Annotated in this window: 11 protein-coding genes; 4 read left to right on the top strand and 7 right to left on the bottom strand. The window is 66.8% G+C overall.

Annotated elements, in window-relative coordinates; all coding sequences use genetic code 11:
• Positions 1–142: 142 nt before the first annotated feature.
• The 3 genes from ACSYAO_RS05290 to ACSYAO_RS05280 are packed head-to-tail and all read right to left on the bottom strand — an operon-like array spanning position 143 to position 5,534.
• Positions 143–1,858 (bottom strand): alpha-amylase family glycosyl hydrolase, encoded by a 1,716-nt coding sequence (locus ACSYAO_RS05290; protein WP_100437491.1) that lies wholly within the window; start codon positions 1,856–1,858, stop codon positions 143–145.
• On the bottom strand, positions 1,858–3,345 hold the full coding sequence (locus ACSYAO_RS05285) for an MFS transporter (RefSeq protein WP_100437490.1): 1,488 nt from the start codon (positions 3,343–3,345) through the stop codon (positions 1,858–1,860). Before ACSYAO_RS05285 ends, ACSYAO_RS05290 begins: the two co-directional genes overlap by 1 nt.
• Positions 3,342–5,534, bottom strand: coding sequence for a Six-hairpin glycosidase-like protein (locus ACSYAO_RS05280; protein WP_100437489.1), 2,193 nt, complete (start codon positions 5,532–5,534; stop codon positions 3,342–3,344). Before ACSYAO_RS05280 ends, ACSYAO_RS05285 begins: the two co-directional genes overlap by 4 nt.
• A gap of 237 nt (positions 5,535–5,771) precedes the next feature.
• On the opposite strand from ACSYAO_RS05280, the gene ACSYAO_RS05275 reads away from it, so the two are divergent.
• Both ACSYAO_RS05275 and ACSYAO_RS05270 read left to right on the top strand, forming a co-directional pair.
• A complete protein-coding gene (locus tag ACSYAO_RS05275) occupies positions 5,772–7,823 on the top strand; it encodes a glycoside hydrolase family 97 protein (RefSeq protein WP_197655665.1) in 2,052 nt (683 codons plus the stop codon).
• 251 nt (positions 7,824–8,074) lie between these two features.
• Entirely contained in the window at positions 8,075–10,843 is a 2,769-nt protein-coding gene (locus tag ACSYAO_RS05270; RefSeq protein ID WP_032129600.1) for a TonB-dependent receptor, read from the top strand.
• Between the two features lie 248 nt (positions 10,844–11,091).
• Here ACSYAO_RS05270 and ACSYAO_RS05265 read toward each other — a convergent pair whose 3' ends face one another.
• Positions 11,092–12,705 carry an alpha-glucosidase gene (locus tag ACSYAO_RS05265; RefSeq protein WP_100437487.1) on the bottom strand — a complete coding sequence of 538 codons (1,614 nt, stop codon included), beginning with the start codon at positions 12,703–12,705 and terminating at the stop codon, positions 11,092–11,094.
• A gap of 214 nt (positions 12,706–12,919) precedes the next feature.
• Here ACSYAO_RS05265 and ACSYAO_RS05260 point away from each other — a divergent pair, with 214 nt between their 5' ends.
• Positions 12,920–13,918: a polyprenyl synthetase family protein gene (locus tag ACSYAO_RS05260; protein WP_100437486.1), complete on the top strand. Its 999-nt coding sequence runs from the start codon at positions 12,920–12,922 to the stop codon at positions 13,916–13,918.
• Positions 13,919–14,069: 151 nt separating this feature from the next.
• On the opposite strand, the gene ACSYAO_RS05255 is transcribed toward ACSYAO_RS05260, so the two are convergent.
• On the bottom strand, positions 14,070–14,861 hold the full coding sequence (locus ACSYAO_RS05255) for a dienelactone hydrolase family protein (protein WP_100437485.1): 792 nt from the start codon (positions 14,859–14,861) through the stop codon (positions 14,070–14,072).
• A gap of 133 nt (positions 14,862–14,994) precedes the next feature.
• On the opposite strand from ACSYAO_RS05255, the gene ACSYAO_RS05250 reads away from it, so the two are divergent.
• Complete coding sequence (locus tag ACSYAO_RS05250; protein ID WP_100437484.1) at positions 14,995–15,582, top strand: SMI1/KNR4 family protein; 588 nt, start codon at positions 14,995–14,997, stop codon at positions 15,580–15,582.
• A gap of 60 nt (positions 15,583–15,642) precedes the next feature.
• Here the strand turns inward: ACSYAO_RS05250 and murD are convergent, their stop codons facing one another.
• A complete protein-coding gene (murD, locus tag ACSYAO_RS05245; RefSeq protein ID WP_100437483.1) occupies positions 15,643–17,052 on the bottom strand; it encodes a UDP-N-acetylmuramoyl-L-alanine--D-glutamate ligase in 1,410 nt (469 codons plus the stop codon).
• The gene (gene murL / locus ACSYAO_RS05240; protein ID WP_134951844.1) at positions 17,033–18,385 is read right to left on the bottom strand and encodes a UDP-N-acetyl-alpha-D-muramoyl-L-alanyl-L-glutamate epimerase; all 1,353 of its coding nucleotides are present in this window, start codon (positions 18,383–18,385) and stop codon (positions 17,033–17,035) included. Before murL ends, murD begins: the two co-directional genes overlap by 20 nt.
• Positions 18,386–18,452: the final 67 nt, after the last annotated feature.

Raw genomic sequence — 18,452 nt, 5'->3', positions numbered from 1 at the left:
GGCGGTACGGCGGGGCGTGAGGGATGTCTATTGTAGAGTCGAGCTTGCTCGACTGCTCGAAGAGCGTGCCAACCAAGGTTGGCACCCACCAGAGCGGTAGGCAGGTGCCATGGATTCATGGGTTGCCGGCCAGCGGCCGGCACTACCGCCCCAGACGCTGGTCCCGCGCCTTCTGGTCGGCCATCGCCTTGTCCAGCTCGGCCTGCAGCGCCGGCTGCTGCACGGCAGCGTCCAGCACATAGACCTTCACGCCGTGCGCGGGCACGTCGGCCTTCAGCAGACCGTTCACCTGCAACGAACCGCCGTCCAGCGCATCGCGCCAGCGGCCCGCCTGGACGTAACGCGACACAGTGAAGCTCTTTGCCCTGTCGCCCTTGTTCAGCAGCACCAGCGCGGTCTGCGCCACCTCGCCATGCTGCAGCACGCGGAAGAACACTGCCTCATCGCCCTGCAGGCGCTCGTTCACCTGCAGGCCGCGCTGCAGCGCCGGGGTGGCTTCGCGCAGCCTGGCGATACGCTGCAGCGGCGCGAAGATCGGGCTCTTCGGCGCCGCATCCACACGCGGCTGGCCGAAGTACGCACGATTGCCGGCATGCTCGGCACGGCCACGCATGAAGCCCGTCTCCGAACCGTAATAGACCACCGGAATGCCGCGCGCGGTGAACAGCCAGTTGTGCGCATCGATGAAGCCGTTGTCACTGGCCTGAAGGCGCGGCATGTCGTGGTTGTCGTAGAAGCTCATCAGCTCGTACGGATTGGCATACGGGCCACCGCTCAAGTGCAGTGGCTCAGCCAGGGTCTCGAAGCCCTTGTTGGCGGTGCCGAAGCTCTGCTCCAGTGCGCCGCGCAACGGGAAATCCAGCACGCTCACGTTCGCGTTGGCGGGCCAGGTGTGCTCGGCGATGCGCGCGGCATCGTAGTCGAACGCTTCGCCGAACATGAACATGCCCGGATGCTCGGCGCGGATGCGCTTGACGAATTCATGCCACCACGGGTGTGGCAGCCAGCCGATGGTGTCGATGCGCAACGCGTCCACGCCCTGCGCGGTCCACTGCAGGTAGGCGCCGACCAGGTAGTCCATCACCGCCGGATTGTCCTGATTGAAGTCCGACAGCTCGGCCAGGTTGCCGTCGAAGATCGAGCCGTCCTTGCTGTCGACCGGACCGATGTTGTTGTAGAACGCGTGCAACGGGTTGTGCTTCGGATCCAGTTTCTGCGGTGGCAGGTTCTGGTGGTCGGCGATCAATTTTCCGTCCTTGTCGAAGATCTGCCCGAACTGGGGCTGCCGTGTCGGCATGGTCCAGGCCGGCGAACCGTGGTTGCCTACGATATCCAGCACCACCTTCAAGCCAGCACCGTGCAGGCCCTTGGTCAGCCCGGCGAAGTCCAGGTCCCTGCTCGGCAGGTGCTCGTCGAGCTTGTAGAAATTGATGCCCCAGTAGCCGTGGTAACCGGTCTTCCCACGATCGGTCAGCGTGCTGGTACAGCTGATCGGCTTGCTGCCGGTAAAGGCCTCGTCCGGGTTGTCGACGATGGGCGTGATCCACACCGCACCGAAGCCGAGGTTGCGGATGTACTGCGCGTTGTCGAGCACGCCGCGGAAGTCGCCGCCGAGGTAGCCGATGTTGCCGTCCACCTTGTCCGGGCACGGCACCGGAATATCGAAGGTGCGATGCGTGCCGCCCTGGTCGCGATGGTCGTTGGACGGATCACCGTTGACGAAGCGGTCGGTGACCACGAAATACACCGCATCGCTGGCGAACGGCTCGGTGGTGCCGACGTAGTCCGGGCGCGGCGCGGCCGCGGCATGGCCGGCCAGCAGTACCAGGGAAACAGCAACAGACAGCGCACCACGCATCACACCACCTCCGGACGGGACGGAACCCGCAGCACGCACAGGCCGGCAACGAACAGGCTGCAGCCGCCCAGCACCAGCACATGCATCGGCTGGCCACCCAGCCAGGCGCGCAGGGCAAAGCCGAGCGCGCTGGCCGCAACCAGCTGCGGGATCACGATGAAGAAATTGAAGATGCCCATGTACACGCCCATCTTCGATGCCGGCACGCTGTCGGACAACAGCGCATAGGGCAGCGAAAGAATGGACGCCCAGGCGAAGCCGACGCCGACCATCGACAGCAGCAGCCAGTGCGGGTCGCGGATGAACATCAACGAGACCAGGCCGGCGCCACCCAGCCACAGGTTGACCAGGTGGCTCCAGCGCAGGCCGATCGCACGCACCATCGGCGGAATCAGCACCGCCGCCAGCGCAGCGAAGCCGTTGTAGGCGCCAAACAGCACGCCCACCCAGTTGGCACCTTCGTTGTAGGCGGCCGACTGTGGATCGGTCGAACCGAAGTGGGTACCGGCCACCGCAGCGGTGGTGTAGATCCACATGGCGAACAGCGCGAACCACGAGAAGAACTGCACCCACGCCAGGCGGCGCATGGTGACCGGCATTGCGCGCAGGTCGCCGACGATGGCGGCCAGCATATGCGTGGCCGGCAGCGCGCGCGCGGCCGCCAGCAGCAGGCCGTAGCCGGCGCACAGGCCTGCCAGCACGTACAGCATCCTGTCGCCTTGCCGCCAGGTGATCAGCAGCGCCAACAACACACCCAACCCAAGCCACAGGGTCACCCGCGTCCATGAAGCCGGGCCGTTGATCGCGGCCGCCGCGTGATGCGCCGGCGGCTCGGCATCATCGAACCCGGCCAGCTCCGCCGGTGAATATTCGCGAGTGCTGACCACCGTCCAGGTGATCGCCGCGAGCAGCACCACCGCGCCGAAGTAGAACGCATAGCGCACAGTGTCGGGCACTTCCCCGGCGGACGCGGTGTTGGCAACGCCGAAGTGGGCCAGGATGAATGGCAGGAAGCTGGCGACGATGGCGCCCACGCCGATGAAGAAGCTCTGCATCGCGTAGCCGGCCGGACGCTGGCGTGGCGCCAGCTGGTCGCCGACAAAGGCACGGAACGGCTCCATCGATACGTTGATCGAAGCATCCAGCACCCACAGCGTGCCGGCCGCGATCCACAGCGTCGGCGAGTTCGGCATCACCAGCAGCGCCAGCGTGGTCAACACCGCACCGATCATGAAGTACGGACGACGGCGCCCCCAGCGGGTCCAGGTGCGGTCGGACAGGTAACCGATCACCGGTTGCACCAGCAGGCCGGTCAGCGGCGCGGCAATCCACAGCCCGGGTACCGCGTCGATGTCCGCACCCAGCGTCTCGAAGATGCGGCTGGCGTTGGCGTTCTGCAGGGCGAACCCGAACTGGATGCCGAGGAAGCCGAAACACATGTTCCAGATCTGCCAGAACGACAGCTGCGGTTTGGCGGGACGACTCATCGTGCGCCCTCTTCCATCGCCACCGGCGCCACCGTCAGTGCCTGCACCTGGGCCTGGTTGAGCACACCATCACGCCCGCCCTTGCCGCCGGTGTAGTGCGCGAAGTGCTGCAGCGCGCTCATGTTGAAGCCATCTTCAAGCGTGACCGTGCACCGCCCCTTTGGCACCGTGAATGTTGCCGAGGTCGAGTCCTGCACGGCCACGCTGTGCGGCAGCGTGACCGTATGCCGCTGCAACGGCTGGCCCGGGCACTGCAGCACCAGCTGCTTGACCGCAGCCGTGACGCCAGTGTTGATCGGCCCGTTCGGGTTTCGATATTGCAGGCGCAGGCGAACCTGCCCGGCCTTGGCCGAGGTGAACGGCCAGCGCTGCGCACCCTTCAGCACCTGCTGCGGACCGACGCAGACCATTGGGCTGTGCAGCGATTCCAACGCGCCTTCGCGCCGGGTCAGGCTGAGGCAGTGCTGCAGGCCATCGTCGCTGATGTGCACCGGGCCATTGCTGGCGACGAGGGCCCTGCCGTCCTTCCACAGAACCTGCTCGGCTTGCACCGGAACGTTCCAGCCCGTGCCCATGCGCAGGGCCTGCGGTGCCGCCGGTGTTGCGGGCGCACGCGCGTTGGCATCCGCAGTCGTGGCAGCGAAACCGGTTGCTGCCGGGGCAGCGACCAGCTGCACCGTGGTAGTCGTGCCACGTGTGATGGTGCTGCCGGCCACCAGCAGGCCATCGCCCACGTTCTGCGGGCGCTCCAGCACATAGCGCCTGCCGCTGGCTTCCAGCGTGATGCGGGGATGCGTGCCGAACAGCTCCGGCACCAGCACGGCCGGCAGCTTGGGCTGCATGCGGCCATCGTCCTGCACGCCGAACACGCCCTCGACCACCATCGACAGATAGCCGGCCACCGACCACAGCTGGCGTTCGGAGTTGACCACCGGGCCGCTCAGCGCACCTTCCTCGACATGCACCGCCTGGCTGACCAGTTCGTAGTTTTCCATGTTGGAACCGGCCAGCGCCGCGCCCTGCATCAGCGAACGGATCTCGGCGGCGATGCGCGGCGCATCGTCCAGCTGCCGCGCCGCACGCAGCGAGTAGGCACTGACAAACGGCCAGATCGCACGGTTGTGGTAGATCGGCTGCTGCGATTCCTGCGGCCAGACCACCGGGCTGCCGGCCGGCCCCATCGGGTAGGCAGCCAGTGCACGGCGCGCGCGCTCGGGCGGCAGCACCTCGGCGAGGATGCCCAGCGACAGGCCAAGCAGATCGACCTTGGCGTACGGCACCGGGTGCGCGGCTTCGCCGATGTAGCTCATGTACTGGCCGATATCCTCGCGCCAGAAGCGTGCATCGATCTGCTGTGCCAGCGCATCGGCCCACACCTTGTACTCGGCCGCGCGGGCGTCGCCGTGCTGGCCGGCCAGCCGCTCGGCCAGGCGCAGTGCCTGGTAGTGCAGCACGTTGGTGGACAGTGCGTAGGAATCACCAATGAAGCGCACGTCCTCGCGGGTCCAGTCCGGATAGGTCTGCTCGCGCCAGTCCAGGAACGAGGTCTCGCCACGGTACAGGCCCATCTGCGCGTCGAACACCATCGCGCGGTCCTGCGCCAGCGTGCCCTGCAGCGCCTGCCAGACCTGGTCGGCAAACGCGCGATCGTCCAGCAGGTGGCGTGCCGCCAGGAACCACACCACCCGGTCGCTGCTGATCGGCCAGCTGCCGCCGGAACCGGTGTCCTGCGCGACGAACAGGCCGGGCGTATGGCCATCGCGCGCTGCCGAGAGCTTGAACTGCAGCGACTGCCGGGTGCGCTGCGGGTCCAGCCGCGCCAGCGCCAGGTCGGCGGCGAAGCTGACATCGCGGGTCCACACGTAGGGCCAGCGCGCGCCGGTCTGGAAGCACTCGCATGGCACCGGCCGGCCTTCGTCGAACGCGGGATCGCGGATCGCATCCACGCGGTCCTGGTCCATCTCCTGCTGGGCCAGCGCGAACAGTGCATCGAACATCACGCTGCCGGTCTGGCTGCGCATCGGCATGGGCGCGATGCGCACCTCAGCCTTCGGCGCATGCAGCACGTAGCTGCCCTTGGCAGCGGCTTCGGCGCGCGCATGGCGGCCGTCGAATTGCAGGTCGGCCGCCTGCGCGGTCGATCCCAGCGCTGCCCCCAGGGCAGCGGTCAGGCAAATGATCTTCAGCATCGAAGCGGCGGACCGGCTTGCGCCCGTCGGCCTCCCTCCCTCTCTGCACGCGTTGTAGGTCCGCACCGTCGTTGCCGGCGGGCGGGCGCGGCCCCTCCCTCAAGGTGCCTTGGCCCCATGGTAGACGCGGGGCTGTCGGCTGCGTCCAGCTGCATACGTATTCATGGCGTTGCGCGGTAGCGGGCCTGCCGTGCTGGCTTATGGTCCGGGTCTGCCAACGGCGCCTTGGGAGGGGAAATGCCGATGTCACCCACTGCTGTACGCGCGGTGTTCGCGCACCTGCTCGGTCTGACTCTGCTGGGCCTGGCCACGCTGGCGCAGGCCGCGCCGCAGGTGGCCAGCGTCGAATCACCGGGAAAGGTGCTCAAGGTCAGCCTGGTGCTGGACGTTGGCACCGCGCGCTATCGCGTCGAGCGTTTCGGCGAGACCGTGGTGGAAGATTCGAAGCTGGGCTTTGCCTTGCGCGATGGGCGCCTGGACCGGGATTTCGCCCTGCTCGGCCAACAGCAACGCAGCGTCGATGACAACTGGGAACAGCCCTGGGGCGAACGCCGGCTCACCCGCAACCACTTCAACGAACTGACCGTGCAGCTGGCCGAGACCACCGGCAGCAAGCGCCGGCTGGATGTGGTGTTCCGCGTCTACGACGATGGCCTCGGCTTCCGCTACGTATTCCCCGAGCAGCCGAACCTGCGCGAAGCCATCATCGATGACGAGCTGACCGAGTTCGCCATCGCTCAGGATTCCACCGCGTGGTGGATCCCTGCCGGCGAACCGATCCACTACGAGTACCTGTACCAGCGCACGCCGCTGCGCGAGGTTCCGCTGGTGCATACGCCGATGACCCTGCGCAGCCGCGATGGGCTGCACGTGGCGATCCACGAGGCGGCGCTGGTGGACTATGCCGGCATGTGGCTGCGGCGAACCGAGGGCCAGCGCCTGCGCGCGCAGCTGTCACCCTCGGCAGAAGGCTGGAAGGTGCGCCGCGCCCTGCCCTTCGCCACGCCGTGGCGCACGCTGCAGATTGCCGACCGTGCCGGTGGCCTGGTCGAATCGGACCTGGTCCTCAACCTCAACGAACCCAATGCGCTGGGTGATGTGAGCTGGGTGAAGCCGGCCAAGTACCTGGGCGTGTGGTGGTCGATGCACCTGGACAACGAGAGCTGGGCGAACGGGCCGAAGCACGCGGCCACCACTGCGAAGACGAAGAAGGTGATCGACTTCGCCGCCGCACACGGCTTCCGTGGCGTGCTGGTGGAAGGCTGGAACCCGGGCTGGGACGGCAACTGGGTCGGCAACGGCTACGACTTCGATTTCACCCGTGCCACGCCCGATTTCGACATTGAAGCGCTGTCGGCGTATGGCCTGAAGAAGGGCGTGCACCTGATCGGCCACCATGAAACCGGCTGCGCCATCGAGCACTACGAGGAGCAGCTGGACGCTGCGCTGGACCTGTACGCGCGGCTGGGCGTGGACCAGTTCAAGACCGGCTACGTCTGCGACGATGGCCAGGTCGACCGCCGCAATCCCACGGGGGGCCCACTGTGGCGCGAGTGGCACGACGGTCAGTTCATGGCCCGCCACCATCTGACGGTGGTGCAGGAGGCTGCGCGCCGCCATCTGTCGGTGAACCCGCATGAGCCGATCAAGGACACCGGCCTGCGCCGCACCTATCCCAACTGGATCTCGCGCGAAGGCGCACGTGGCATGGAGTACAACGCCTGGGGCCAGCCGCCGAACCCGCCGGAACATGAGGTCAACCTGGTGTTCACCCGCATGCTGGCCGGGCCAATGGACTACACCCCCGGCATCCTCAGCCTGAAGGGCCGCCACGGCCAGGCCATCCCCAGCACGCTGGCCCGCCAACTGGCGCTGTACGTGGTGCTGTACAGCCCGATCCAGATGGCCGCCGACCTGCCCGAGCACTACCTGCAGCATCGCGAGGCATTCCGCTTCATCGAAGACGTGGCGGTGGACTGGGAGCAGAGCAGCGTGCTCGATGGCGAAGTGGGCGACTACGCGACGATCGTGCGACGCGACCGCAACAGCCGCGACTGGTTCCTCGGCAGCATCACCGACGAGCACGGCCGCGTGCTGCCGGTGTCGCTGGGCTTCCTGGAGCCGGGCGTGCGCTATCGCGCCGAGATCTACCGCGATGGCGAGGGCGCGGATTTCCGCAGCAATCCCTTCGCATTCGCGCGCGAAACCCGAGAGGTGACCAGCGCCGATGTGCTGACGCTGGTGCTGGCACCGGGGGGTGGGCAGGCCATTCGTTTCACGCCGCTTTGAATGCCGCGGTAGTGCCGGCCGCTGGACGGCAACCCGGTGAACGCGATTGCCGGCCAGCGGCCGGCACTACCGCAAACAGAACCTGAAAGCGATTACATCCCTGCAAACGCCATTGAATACGTATGCAGGGTGATTCCCGCGAAGAACGCGCTGCCTACCATAGCGGCGACGACAGCGGCCACCGCGTCGCACGTCCACGGTCACTCCGGGACGTTCACGAATCGATCTGCAACATTGCCTGGGAGGGGAAAATGTTGAACCACAAGCGCAGCGCGCTGAGCATCGCGCTGGCCGTTGTCCTGGCGCCGACGCTGGCGTCGGCACAGTCCACGCAGAGCACCACCACGCCGGCCGCCACCGCCGCCACCAACCTGGATACGGTGCAGGTCACCGGCATCCGCCGCGGCATCGAGAACGCAATCGCGATCAAGCAGGACGCCACCTCGGTGGTCGAAGCGATCTCCGCCGAAGACATCGGCAAACTGCCCGACGTCAGCATCGCCGAATCCATCTCGCGCCTGCCCGGCCTGGCTGCCCAGCGCGTGGCCGGCCGTGCGCAGGTGATCAGTGTGCGTGGCCTGTCGCCCGACTTCGCCACCACCCTGCTCAATGGCCGTGAAGTGGTCAGCACCGGCGACAACCGCGGCGTCGAATTCGACCAGTACCCGTCCGAGCTGGTCAACGGCGTGACCGTGTACAAGACCCCGGACGCGGCGCTGGTCGGGCAGGGCCTGTCGGGCACCATCGACATGCAGACCGCGCGCCCGCTCAGCTTCGGCGAGCGCGTGATCGCAGTCAGCGGCCGCTACCAGAAGAGCTCCCTGGGCCGCGCCGCCAACATCGATCCGTATGGCAACCGTTTCAGCGCCAGTTACATCGACCAGTTCTTCGACAACACCCTGGGCATCGCCATTGGCTACGCGCACAGCGACATGCCGATCCAGGAGAACCAGGTCGGCCTGTACGAGCCGTGGACCACCGAACACACCGACAAGGGCGAGCGTCGCGGAATCGCACCTGGCACCTACTTCACCGATGGCATCAAGGCGCTGCGCCGTACCGGCAACAACAAGCGCGACGGTGTGATGGCAACGATCCAGTTCCGCCCCAGCAACAGCTGGACCAGCACCTTCGATGCGTTCCACACCGAAGCCGAGCAGATCGACACCGCCAACCAGTTCGAGCTGAGCCTCAGCGGCAACGGCGAGGACAGCAACAACCCCAACGCGATCCTGCCGGTGTTCAGCAATGTCGGCCGCAATGCCGATGGCAGCTTCACCGGCGGCACGATCAACAATGCATACCCGCTGGTGCGCGGCATGTACAACAAGCGCAAGGACAAGATCGATGCGTTCGGCTGGAACAACGAGTTCAACGTCGGTGGCGTGAAGCTGGTCGCCGACCTGAACTACTCCAAGGCGACCCGCCGCGAGATCAACCTGGAAAACAACCTGCAGCTGGTGCCGCGCCCGCAGTTCGACACGATCGGCCTGGTGGTGAACAACAACAGCTTCTCGCAGATCACACCGGGGCGCGACTATTCCAATCCGGACAGCCTGTTCCTGACCAACACGATCTATGGTTCCGGCTACGGCAAGGTGCCAGAGGTCGAAGACCGCTTGAAGGGCGCCAAGCTGGCGGCGACGCTGCCGGTTCCCGAGGCCATGTCCAGCTGGTTCTCGGATGTGGACGTGGGCGTGAACTATGCCGACCGCCGCAAGCAGAAGGCCCAGGCCGAAGGCAACATCCTGCTCGGCGCCCAAGGCGAATCCACCATCGCACCGGACCTGCAGTACCGCCCGGTCAACCTCGGTTTCGCCGGCATTGGCTACATCCCGTCGTGGAATGTGCCGGCAGCCGTCGGTCGTTACATGACCTTCAACCCGGTCGACAACCTGGACTACCTGATTCCGAAATCCTGGACGGTCGAGGAGAAGATCACCACGGCGTGGGCACGCCTGAACATCAACACCGACATCGGCGTGGTCGGCGTGCGCGGCAACATCGGCGTGCAGATGCAGCACACCGACCAGAGCTCGGATTCGCGCTACTGGGACAGCTCGCAGCCGGCGGGCAGCAACATCCAGCCCTTCTCTGCCGGCAAGACCTACAAGGATTGGCTGCCAAGCTTGAACCTGGTGTTCATGTTCCCGCACCAGCAGACGCTGCGATTCGCCGCCGCCAAGCAGGTCGCGCGCCCGCGCGTGGACCAGATGCGTGCCGGCCTGGAATTCGGCGTGGATACCAACAATGGCCGCCCCGGTGGCAGCGGTGGCAATCCACTGCTGGATCCGTGGCGCGCCACCGCGCTGGATCTGTCCTATGAGAAGTACTTCGGCGAGAAGGCCTACGTGGCTGCGGCGATCTTCTACAAGGACCTGAAGAGCTACGTATACACGCAATCGGTGGACAACTACGACTTCAGCGGCCTGCTCGGCAACTACGTGCCACCGCCGGGCATGACCGCACCGGTGCTGACCACCGGCACCTTCTCCACGCCGCAGAACGGCAAGGGCGGCACGTTGAAGGGGCTGGAGCTGACCGGGTCGTTCCCGCTGGAGATGCTGACCGACAGCCTGCGCGGCTTCGGCGTGCAGGCCAGCGCGACCTTCAACAAGAGCGACATCACCATCCTGGATCCGGAGAGCGCCTCCAGTGTGGGCACCGACCCGATCAGCCTGCCGGGACTGTCCAAGCGCGTGTACAACTTCACCGCCTACTACGAGCGCAGCGGCTTTGAAGCACGTGTGAGCCAGCGCCGCCGTTCGGACTTCATCGGTGAGATCGGCAACTTCAACGGCAATCGCACGCTGCGTTACGTGGTGGGCGAGAACGTGACCGATGCACAGGTCAGCTACACCTTCAGCGACAGCAGCAGCCTGCGCGGGCTGACCCTGCTGCTGCAGGGCAGCAACCTGACCAACGAGCCATACCGCACCTACGCCGGCAGCAAGGACCGCCCGCTGGAATACATCGAGTGGGGCCGCACCTACATGCTGGGCGTGAACTACAAGTTCTGACCACGACCGGGTAGTGCCGGCCGCTGGCCGGCAGGGACTCATCGGAAACCCGCTGCGCAGGCAGCGGGTTTTCTTTTGCGCGGATGCCGGCCGTTGGTCGGCAAGGCCCATCCACGCATGGCGTGGATAAGGGCCATCCCCAGTAGATCCACGCCATGCGTGGATGCCCTTCACCGGAATCCCACCCACAAAAAAGGGACGGGGCGCTTCGGCCCCGTCCCCGCAAGTACCGCCACCGGAGAAAACGGTCAGCTGCGTCGGGCGCAATACACCGCGCGCGGCGGCAGCTGGAGTTCATTGCCCTGCACCGTGCCCGCATCCGGGCCTGGCACCGCCACCTGCTGCCAGTTGCCCGGCGGCAGCGGATGGCTCACCGCCTCGGCCGACAGGTTGAAGGCCAGCAGGAGGGTTTCATCTGCAAGCATACGCTCGAACAGCAGCACTGGCTCGGCGCTTTCGATGAATCGGATGCTGCCATGCAGGAGTGCCGGCTGGCTATGCCGCCAGGCCAGGAACCCGCGGAACGCAGCCAGGACCGAGTCCGGGTCGCGCTCCTGCACCGCCACGGCCGCGGCGCGGTGCTCGGGCGGAATCGGCAGCCACGGCTGGCCGGCGGTGAAACCGGCCAGCGGCGCGTCGGTCCACGGCAGTGGGGTCCGGCAGCCATCGCGGCCCTTGAAGTTGGGCCAGAAGGTGATGCCATAGGGGTCCTGCAGGGCCTCGAACGGCACCTCGGCCTCGGCCAGGCCCAGTTCCTCGCCCTGGTACAGGCAGACCGAGCCGCGCAGCGAGCACAGCATCGCCACCAGCATCCTCGCCAGGCGCGGGTCAGCCGGGTGGCCGCCCCAGCGGCTGACCGCCCGCTCCACATCGTGATTCGAAACCGCCCAGCACGGCCAGCCTTCGGTCATTGCCGCTTCCAGCCGCGAGACCGTGTCGCGGATGTAGGCCGCGCTGTAATCGTCCACCAGCAGCTCGAAGCTGTAGCCCATGTGCAGGCGGCCATCGCGGGTGTACTCGGCGGTGGTGGCCAGCGAGTCCTCCGAGGAGATCTCACCCAGGCTGACCGCCCCCGGGTACTCGTCCAGCAGCGCGCGCAGCCTCTCCAGGAACGGCAGGTTCTCCGGCTGGGTGTTGTTGTAATAGTGGTACTGGTAGGCGTACGGGTTGTCCGGGCTGAAGCCGCGACCGAAGCGCTTCTCCGCCGGCTTGGCCGGGTTGTCGCGCAGCTGCGCGTCATGGAAGCAGAAGTTGATCGCATCCAGGCGGAAGCCATCCACGCCGCGGTCCAGCCAGAAGCGCACGTTGTCCAGGGTGGCCTGCTGCACGTCCGGGTGATGGAAGTTCAGGTCCGGCTGGTCGACCAGGAAGTTGTGCAGGTAGTACTGCTCTCGGCGCGGCTCCCACTGCCAGGCGCCGCCGCCGAACAGCGACAGCCAGTTATTGGGCGGCGTGCCGTCCTCGCGCGGGTCCGCCCACACGTACCAGTCGGCCTTGGGGTTGGTCCGGTCCTGGCGGCTCTCGCGGAACCAGGCGTGCTCGATCGAGGTATGGCTCAGCACCTGGTCGATCATCACCTTCAGGCCCAGACCGTGCGCCTTGGCCAGCAGGCGGTCGAAGTCGTCCAGGCTGCCGAACAGCGGGTCGACGTCGCGGTAGTCGGCGATGTCGTAGCCGAAGTCGGCCATCGGCGATTTGAAGAACGGCGAGATCCAGATCGCGTCCACGCCCAGCGTTGCGATGTGGTCCAGGCGCTGGATGATGCCCGGCAGGTCGCCTACCCCGTCGCCGTTGGCGTCAAGGAAACTGCGCGGGTAGATCTGGTAGATGACGGCTCCGCGCCACCATGGATAGTGCGACATCGACAGCCCCCCTCCGGGCGTGCGGGACCCGCCGGGAGCGGGCCGAAATCCTGATGCCGCAAGCTTAGCGGTGGCCTCACGGGCATGGCGCAACCTGCATACGTATTCACGCAGGCGGCATCCGTGGCCGGGCCGCAGACGCCGGCCTGCCCGGTTTGCGCCCGAATTCACAGGCAACGCCTATAATCAGCGATGAGCCTGAAAGCCTGATCGCATGACCATCACCGAAGACACCCGTCCCGCCCTGGGCCTGCCCCAGATCCAGTCGCTTGCCGCGGCCGACATGGCCGCCGTCGACGCCCTGATCCGGCGCCGCCTGTCCTCGGACGTCGTGCTGATCAACCAGATCGCCGACCACATCATTTCCGCCGGCGGCAAGCGCCTGCGCCCGATGCTGGTGATGCTGGCCGGCCATGCGGTCGGCCAGGCCGGCCCGGACCACCACCAGCTGGCGGCGATCATCGAGTTCATCCACACCTCCACCCTGCTGCACGACGACGTGGTGGACGAATCCAGCCTGCGCCGTGGCCGCAGCACCGCCAACGCCCTGTGGGGCAACGCGCCCAGCGTGCTGGTCGGCGACTTCCTGTACTCGCGCAGCTTCCAGCTGATGGTCGAGCTGGAGCGCATGTCGGTGATGCAGATCCTGGCCGATGCCACCAACCGCATCGCCGAGGGTGAAGTGCTGCAGCTGCTGCACGTGCACAACCCGGATACCGACGAAGCCGCCTACCTGCGCGTGATCGAGCGCAAGACCGCGGTGCTGTTCGCCGCCGGCACCCGTCTGGGTGCGCTGGCCAGCGGCGTGGACGAAGCCACCCAACAGGCCCTGTTCGACTACGGCATGCACCTGGGCTACGCGTTCCAGATCGCCGACGACGTGCTGGACTACTCGGCCAATGCCGAGGAGCTGGGCAAGAACCTGGGTGACGACCTCGCCGAGGGCAAGGCCACGCTGCCGCTGATCCATGCCATGGCCCATTCGGACGCCGCCACCCGCGAACGCCTGCGCACCATCGTGCAGGACGGCGACGCCTCGGCGATGCCGGAAGTGCTGGCCGCGATCCGTGCCACCGGCGGCCTGGAGTACAGCCGCGCGCGTGCCGAGGAATATGCCGAAGCCGCCGAGCGCGCGCTCGATGGCCTGGCCGACAATGATGCCGTGGCGGCCCTGCGCGGCCTGGCCCGCTACGCGGTGCAGCGCTCGCATTGAGGTGTGCCGACCAACGGTCGGCACGGAAACATCGGTGACTACCGACCGATCGCGTTTACCGCATTGTAGTGCCGGCCGCTGGCCGGCAACCTCATGATGCTGCGGATGTCACGGGAATGCCGGCCAGCGGCCGGCACTACCGCTGCACGGTTCAACGTTTCTCGAAGCGCTCCTCGAAGAACTCATCCAGCGCCTTCCACGCACGCTTCGCCGCGCGCTCGTTGTACTGGCAGCCCGGCGGGCTGTTGGCATCGCGCTCGGCAAAGCAGTGCACCGCGCCGCTGTAGTTGGTGAATTCCCAATCGACCTTGGCCGCGTTCATTTCTTTCTGGAAGCTGCCGATGTCCTCGGCGGTCACGCTGGTGTCGTCGGCGCCATTGAGCACCAGCACCGACGGGTGGCTGCCACCAGCCTGTGCCGGCAGCGGCGAACCCAGCCCGCCGTGCAGGCTGACCACCCCTGCCAGCGGCGCACCGGCACGGGCCAGCTCCAGCACCGTGGTGCCACCGAAACAGAAGCCCACCGCACCGATCCGGCTGGCATCGAGCGGCGCCTTGCCGGCCTGCGCCTTGAGCACGTTCACCGCCTCCAGCGCACGCGCACGCAGCAGCGGCCGATCGTTGCGCAGCTTGCTGGCCACCGGCCCGGCCTCGGCATCGGTCTTCGGCCGCACGCTCTTGCCGTAGACATCGGCCACCAGCACCACATAGTCATCGCCAGCCAGCTGCTTGGCCTTCTCGACCGCCGATTCGTTCACGCCTTTCCAGTTCGGCACCATCACCAGCCCGGGGCGCTTATCGTTGTCGCCGTCGTCATAGACCAGCACGCCGCTGAAAGTCGTGCCCTGGTGCTTCCACTCCACCGGCTGCGTCTTCATCGCCGCCCACGCCGGCATCGCCGCCAGCCCCAGAACCACCGCCACACCGCATCGCCAACGATTCATGCGCCTGCTCCGCAAGAAAAAGGGGACGGAGGGGATTAAGCCGTATTCGCCCCTCCCGCGTCGCATTCTGCATTGGCGACGTGACGCAGGTGTGGTTGGATACGACTTAATCCCCTCCGTCCCCTTTTTTCGCATGAATCTTGTTGATCGCTTCCTGTCTGGCCTTGTTCCGCGTCTGCCTGCCGACGATGCCGCCCAGTGGGCTTGGGTCCAGGGCGCCAGCGCCGAAGACCTGCAGCGCCTGCGTGCGCAGTGGCCGCAGGTGCCGGACAGCCTGGTGGAACTGTTGTCCCGCGTGGATGGCACCCATTTCCGCGAGTATCCCGGCGGTGAGGTCTGCGTGCTGATGCTGGGTTCAGATGTGGGCGATTACCCCTATTACCTGCGCTCGGTCGCGCAGATCTTCGAGGACCAGCAGCAGTGGGACGACAGCATCCGTTCCATCTACGAAGAGTGGCTGGATGACGAACCGGAGATCCTGGGTGAGGGCATCGACGCCGATCTGCCGATGAACCGCCGCCTGTGCTTCTCGCACTGCATGAACAACGGCGGCACCTCGATGCTGTACCTGGATTTTGATCCCGCGCCGGGCGGCGCGGTCGGCCAGGTGGTGCGCTACCTGCACGATCCGGACAGCTATGCGGTGATCGCGCCCAGCTTCGATGCGTACCTGCAGCAGCTGATCGAAGGCGGCTACGCGTTCATCGATGAGGAGCAGTAGATCCACGCCATGCGTGGATGAATTTCTCCGGAGGTTGCCGGCCAGCGGCCGGCACTACCTTCAAGCGATACCCAGCCCGGGAATCGCGCTGATGCTCTCCGGGTCAAACCCAGCCAGCTCAGCGAAATGGCGGCCACGCGCCACGTAGTCACGGTAGGCGCCGAAACTAGGCGCGCCCGGCGACAGCAATACCACCCCGCCCTCAGAACCCAGCGCGGCACGTGCCAGCGCCATTGCCTCGGGCAGATCCGCCGCCGCGTGCAGACCGAAGCGACCGGCATCGGCCAGCGGCTGCAGCATCGCGTGGATGCGCGGGCCGTTGCTGCCCATCGTCACGATCTCCACCGGCGGCACGTCGTGCGCCATGTGCTGCATGAAATCGGTCCAGTCCAGGCCACGGTCATGCCCGCCCACCAGCAGCGCGATGCGCTGGCCGGCGAAGCACTCCAGCGCGGCCAGGCTGGCATGCGGCGTGGTGCTGATCGAATCGTTGACGTAGGTCAGGCCATCGGCCGCGCCGATGCGCTGCAGGCGATTCGGCAGCGGACGGAAATCCTGCACCGCCGGTGCCAGCGCCACGGCGTCCAGCCCCAGCGCTTCCAGCGCCGCCAGTACCGCACACAGGTTGCCGCGGTTGTGGCGACCCGGCAGCGGCGTGTTGCGGGTATCGAACACCGCCTGCTCGCCGCGATGCACGATGTCACCGCGCATGTGCCAGCCCTGCGGCTGGTTGAACCAGACCACCTCGCTATCGGGCAGTGACAGCACGGCCAGGTGCGGATCGGCGGCATTGAGCACGGCAATGCGCGGCGCGGCTTCAGTCACCAGCCGCAGCTTGTCGTCGATGTAACGCTGCTCGCTGCCGTGCCAGTCCAGGTGCTCCGGGAACAGGTTCAGCACCACCGCTACCTGCGGATGGGCGCCACTGCGCGCCACTTCGCCGGTCTGGTAGCTGGACAGTTCCACCGCCCAGTACGCGGGTACGGGCTGCGGGTCCAGCACTTCCAGTAGCGGCAGGCCGATGTTGCCGACCAGGCCGGTGCGGTGGCCGGCGGCACGCAGCAGGTGCGCGACCAGCGCGGTGGTGGTGCTCTTGCCCTTGGTGCCGGTCACGCACACGGTGTCGTGCACGATGCCATCGGCACCTGCATGTTCGGCAAACCACAGCGCGGTGCCACCGATGAAGGTGGTGCCCTGCCCCGCCGCCGCCAGCGCGACCGGCTGGTAGGGGCTGATGCCGGGCGACTTGATCACCACGTCGAACGCGGCCAGCGCTTCAGCAGAAGGCTCGCCACGCACATCCAGCACGCCCTGTGTTTCCGCACGCGCGGCCTCCACTTCGGCCGCCGGGCAGAACAGGCTCAGGCCAAGCGTGGGCAGGCGCTCGCGCAGCACCGCAAACGCGGCGCGGCCCTCACGGCCCCAGCCCCACAGCGCAACGCGCTTTCCTTCAAGCTTCGAAATCTTCACGCACCCGTTCCCACAGCGCAGCCGGAACGCGGTGCTCGCCCTGCAGCTGCAGCAGCGATGCCAGTTCCAGTTCGGCGGCATCCAGCTGCGGCTGGATCTCATTGCAGAAGCGCTTCACCAGCACGTCTTCCTTCCACTCCGGGCGCTGCGCCAGGGTCGCCATCGCCGCACGCGATTCGCGGCCTTCGCCCACGCACTCGAACGGCTTGTGGTCCTGGAATTCCAGCAGCGCGTCGAAGCCGCCGGCCTGCTCGGCATCGTCCAGCAGGTTGCGGCCGAAGATGCGCACCAGGCGCGTCTTGGGCATGAACGGGGCCAGCGCCAGGAACACGAAATGGCACTTCGGGCAGACACCGCACCAGCGGTTCACCGGGCGCTCGCCGAGGATGTGGAAGTTGCGGTTGCAGCTGGAGAAATGCGCGTCGTAGAAATCGGTCTTGGCGAACTGGCGGGCCACTGCCAGCTCCGACATCGGGCGCAGCAGCGAGTAGTACTGCAGGTCCGCCGCTACGTGCGTCTGCACATGGCTGCCGAACGCCTGCTCGAATGCCCAGCCCTTGGACCACTGGTGGTTCACTTCGCCGGTGCCCGGAATCTGGCTGCCGTAGCTGGCCGAACGTTCGTTGGAGAACACCACCTGGTCCACGCCCTGCAGCAGCGCGGCCAGCACCATGATCGCCGAGTTCACCGCAGTGACCGGGATATGCCCGTTCCACGCACCCTGGCGGTTCAGCTCGAACAGTTCCGGCGCCAGCGCGCGGCCCAGGTTCAGCGTCGGCAGGCCGGTGCGTTCAGCGCAGGCACGGATCAGCTGCGAGCCACCGATCCAGGTCACCGTCTCGTCCACGCCGGCACGGCGCAGCGCTTCGATGCTGACCAGCGAATCCTTGCCGCCACCGATCGCCACCAGCGCGTGCGGCTGCAGGCCCAGCACCGGCGCCTGCACTGCCTCGCCCTGCACCGGCAGGCGGAACCGCCCGCGCAGGTTCAGGCCGTTGCGGTAGGCAAATTCACCCAGGCCATTGAGGTAGACCGTCTCCACCAGCGCAGCGGTATCGGCATCGATGGCGTAGCTGTCGATGCTGACCGTCTCCGGCACGCCCGCCTTGTAGTAGCTGACACCGGCGATCAGGTGCAGCAGCTGCAGCGCGCGCTGCACAGCGGCGGTACGCGCTTCGTCCAGCACGAACGGGGCGCCCGGCACGGTGATGGTTTCCACCATCTCCGGGCCGTCATCAAAGGCGTAGACCAGCTTGGCCACGCCGGTGTCCGCGGCGAATTCGCAGCGGACGAAGCGGAAGCGGGAAACCTGGTGTTTGTCGAAAGCAGTCATGGTGTATCCGGTCAGGCACGGGCCCGCGCGATGGCGCGGGGCGTGTCGGTGGGCGGGTGCAGGGCGC

Origin of the sequence: Stenotrophomonas sp. STK16_22 (assembly GCF_051984505.1) — a bacterium.
Classification (GTDB): Bacteria; Pseudomonadota; Gammaproteobacteria; order Xanthomonadales; family Xanthomonadaceae; genus Stenotrophomonas; species Stenotrophomonas maltophilia_A.
The sequence above is the reverse complement of the archived record's forward strand: the minus strand, read 5'-3'. Positions and strand labels throughout refer to the sequence as shown.

Bases quoted from the DNA above. Each gene is read 5' to 3' on its own strand.
- ACSYAO_RS05290 (WP_100437491.1), bottom strand. From the start codon at position 1,858: ATGCGTGGTGCGCTGTCTGTTGCTGTTTCCCTGGTACTGCTGGCCGGC.
- ACSYAO_RS05285 (WP_100437490.1), bottom strand. From the start codon at position 3,345: ATGAGTCGTCCCGCCAAACCGCAGCTGTCGTTCTGGCAGATCTGGAAC.
- ACSYAO_RS05280 (WP_100437489.1), bottom strand. From the start codon at position 5,534: ATGCTGAAGATCATTTGCCTGACCGCTGCCCTGGGGGCAGCGCTGGGA.
- ACSYAO_RS05275 (WP_197655665.1), top strand. From the start codon at position 5,772: ATGCCGATGTCACCCACTGCTGTACGCGCGGTGTTCGCGCACCTGCTC.
- ACSYAO_RS05270 (WP_032129600.1), top strand. From the start codon at position 8,075: ATGTTGAACCACAAGCGCAGCGCGCTGAGCATCGCGCTGGCCGTTGTC.
- ACSYAO_RS05265 (WP_100437487.1), bottom strand. From the start codon at position 12,705: ATGTCGCACTATCCATGGTGGCGCGGAGCCGTCATCTACCAGATCTAC.
- ACSYAO_RS05260 (WP_100437486.1), top strand. From the start codon at position 12,920: ATGACCATCACCGAAGACACCCGTCCCGCCCTGGGCCTGCCCCAGATC.
- ACSYAO_RS05255 (WP_100437485.1), bottom strand. From the start codon at position 14,861: ATGAATCGTTGGCGATGCGGTGTGGCGGTGGTTCTGGGGCTGGCGGCG.
- ACSYAO_RS05250 (WP_100437484.1), top strand. From the start codon at position 14,995: ATGAATCTTGTTGATCGCTTCCTGTCTGGCCTTGTTCCGCGTCTGCCT.
- murL (WP_134951844.1), bottom strand. From the start codon at position 18,385: ATGACTGCTTTCGACAAACACCAGGTTTCCCGCTTCCGCTTCGTCCGC.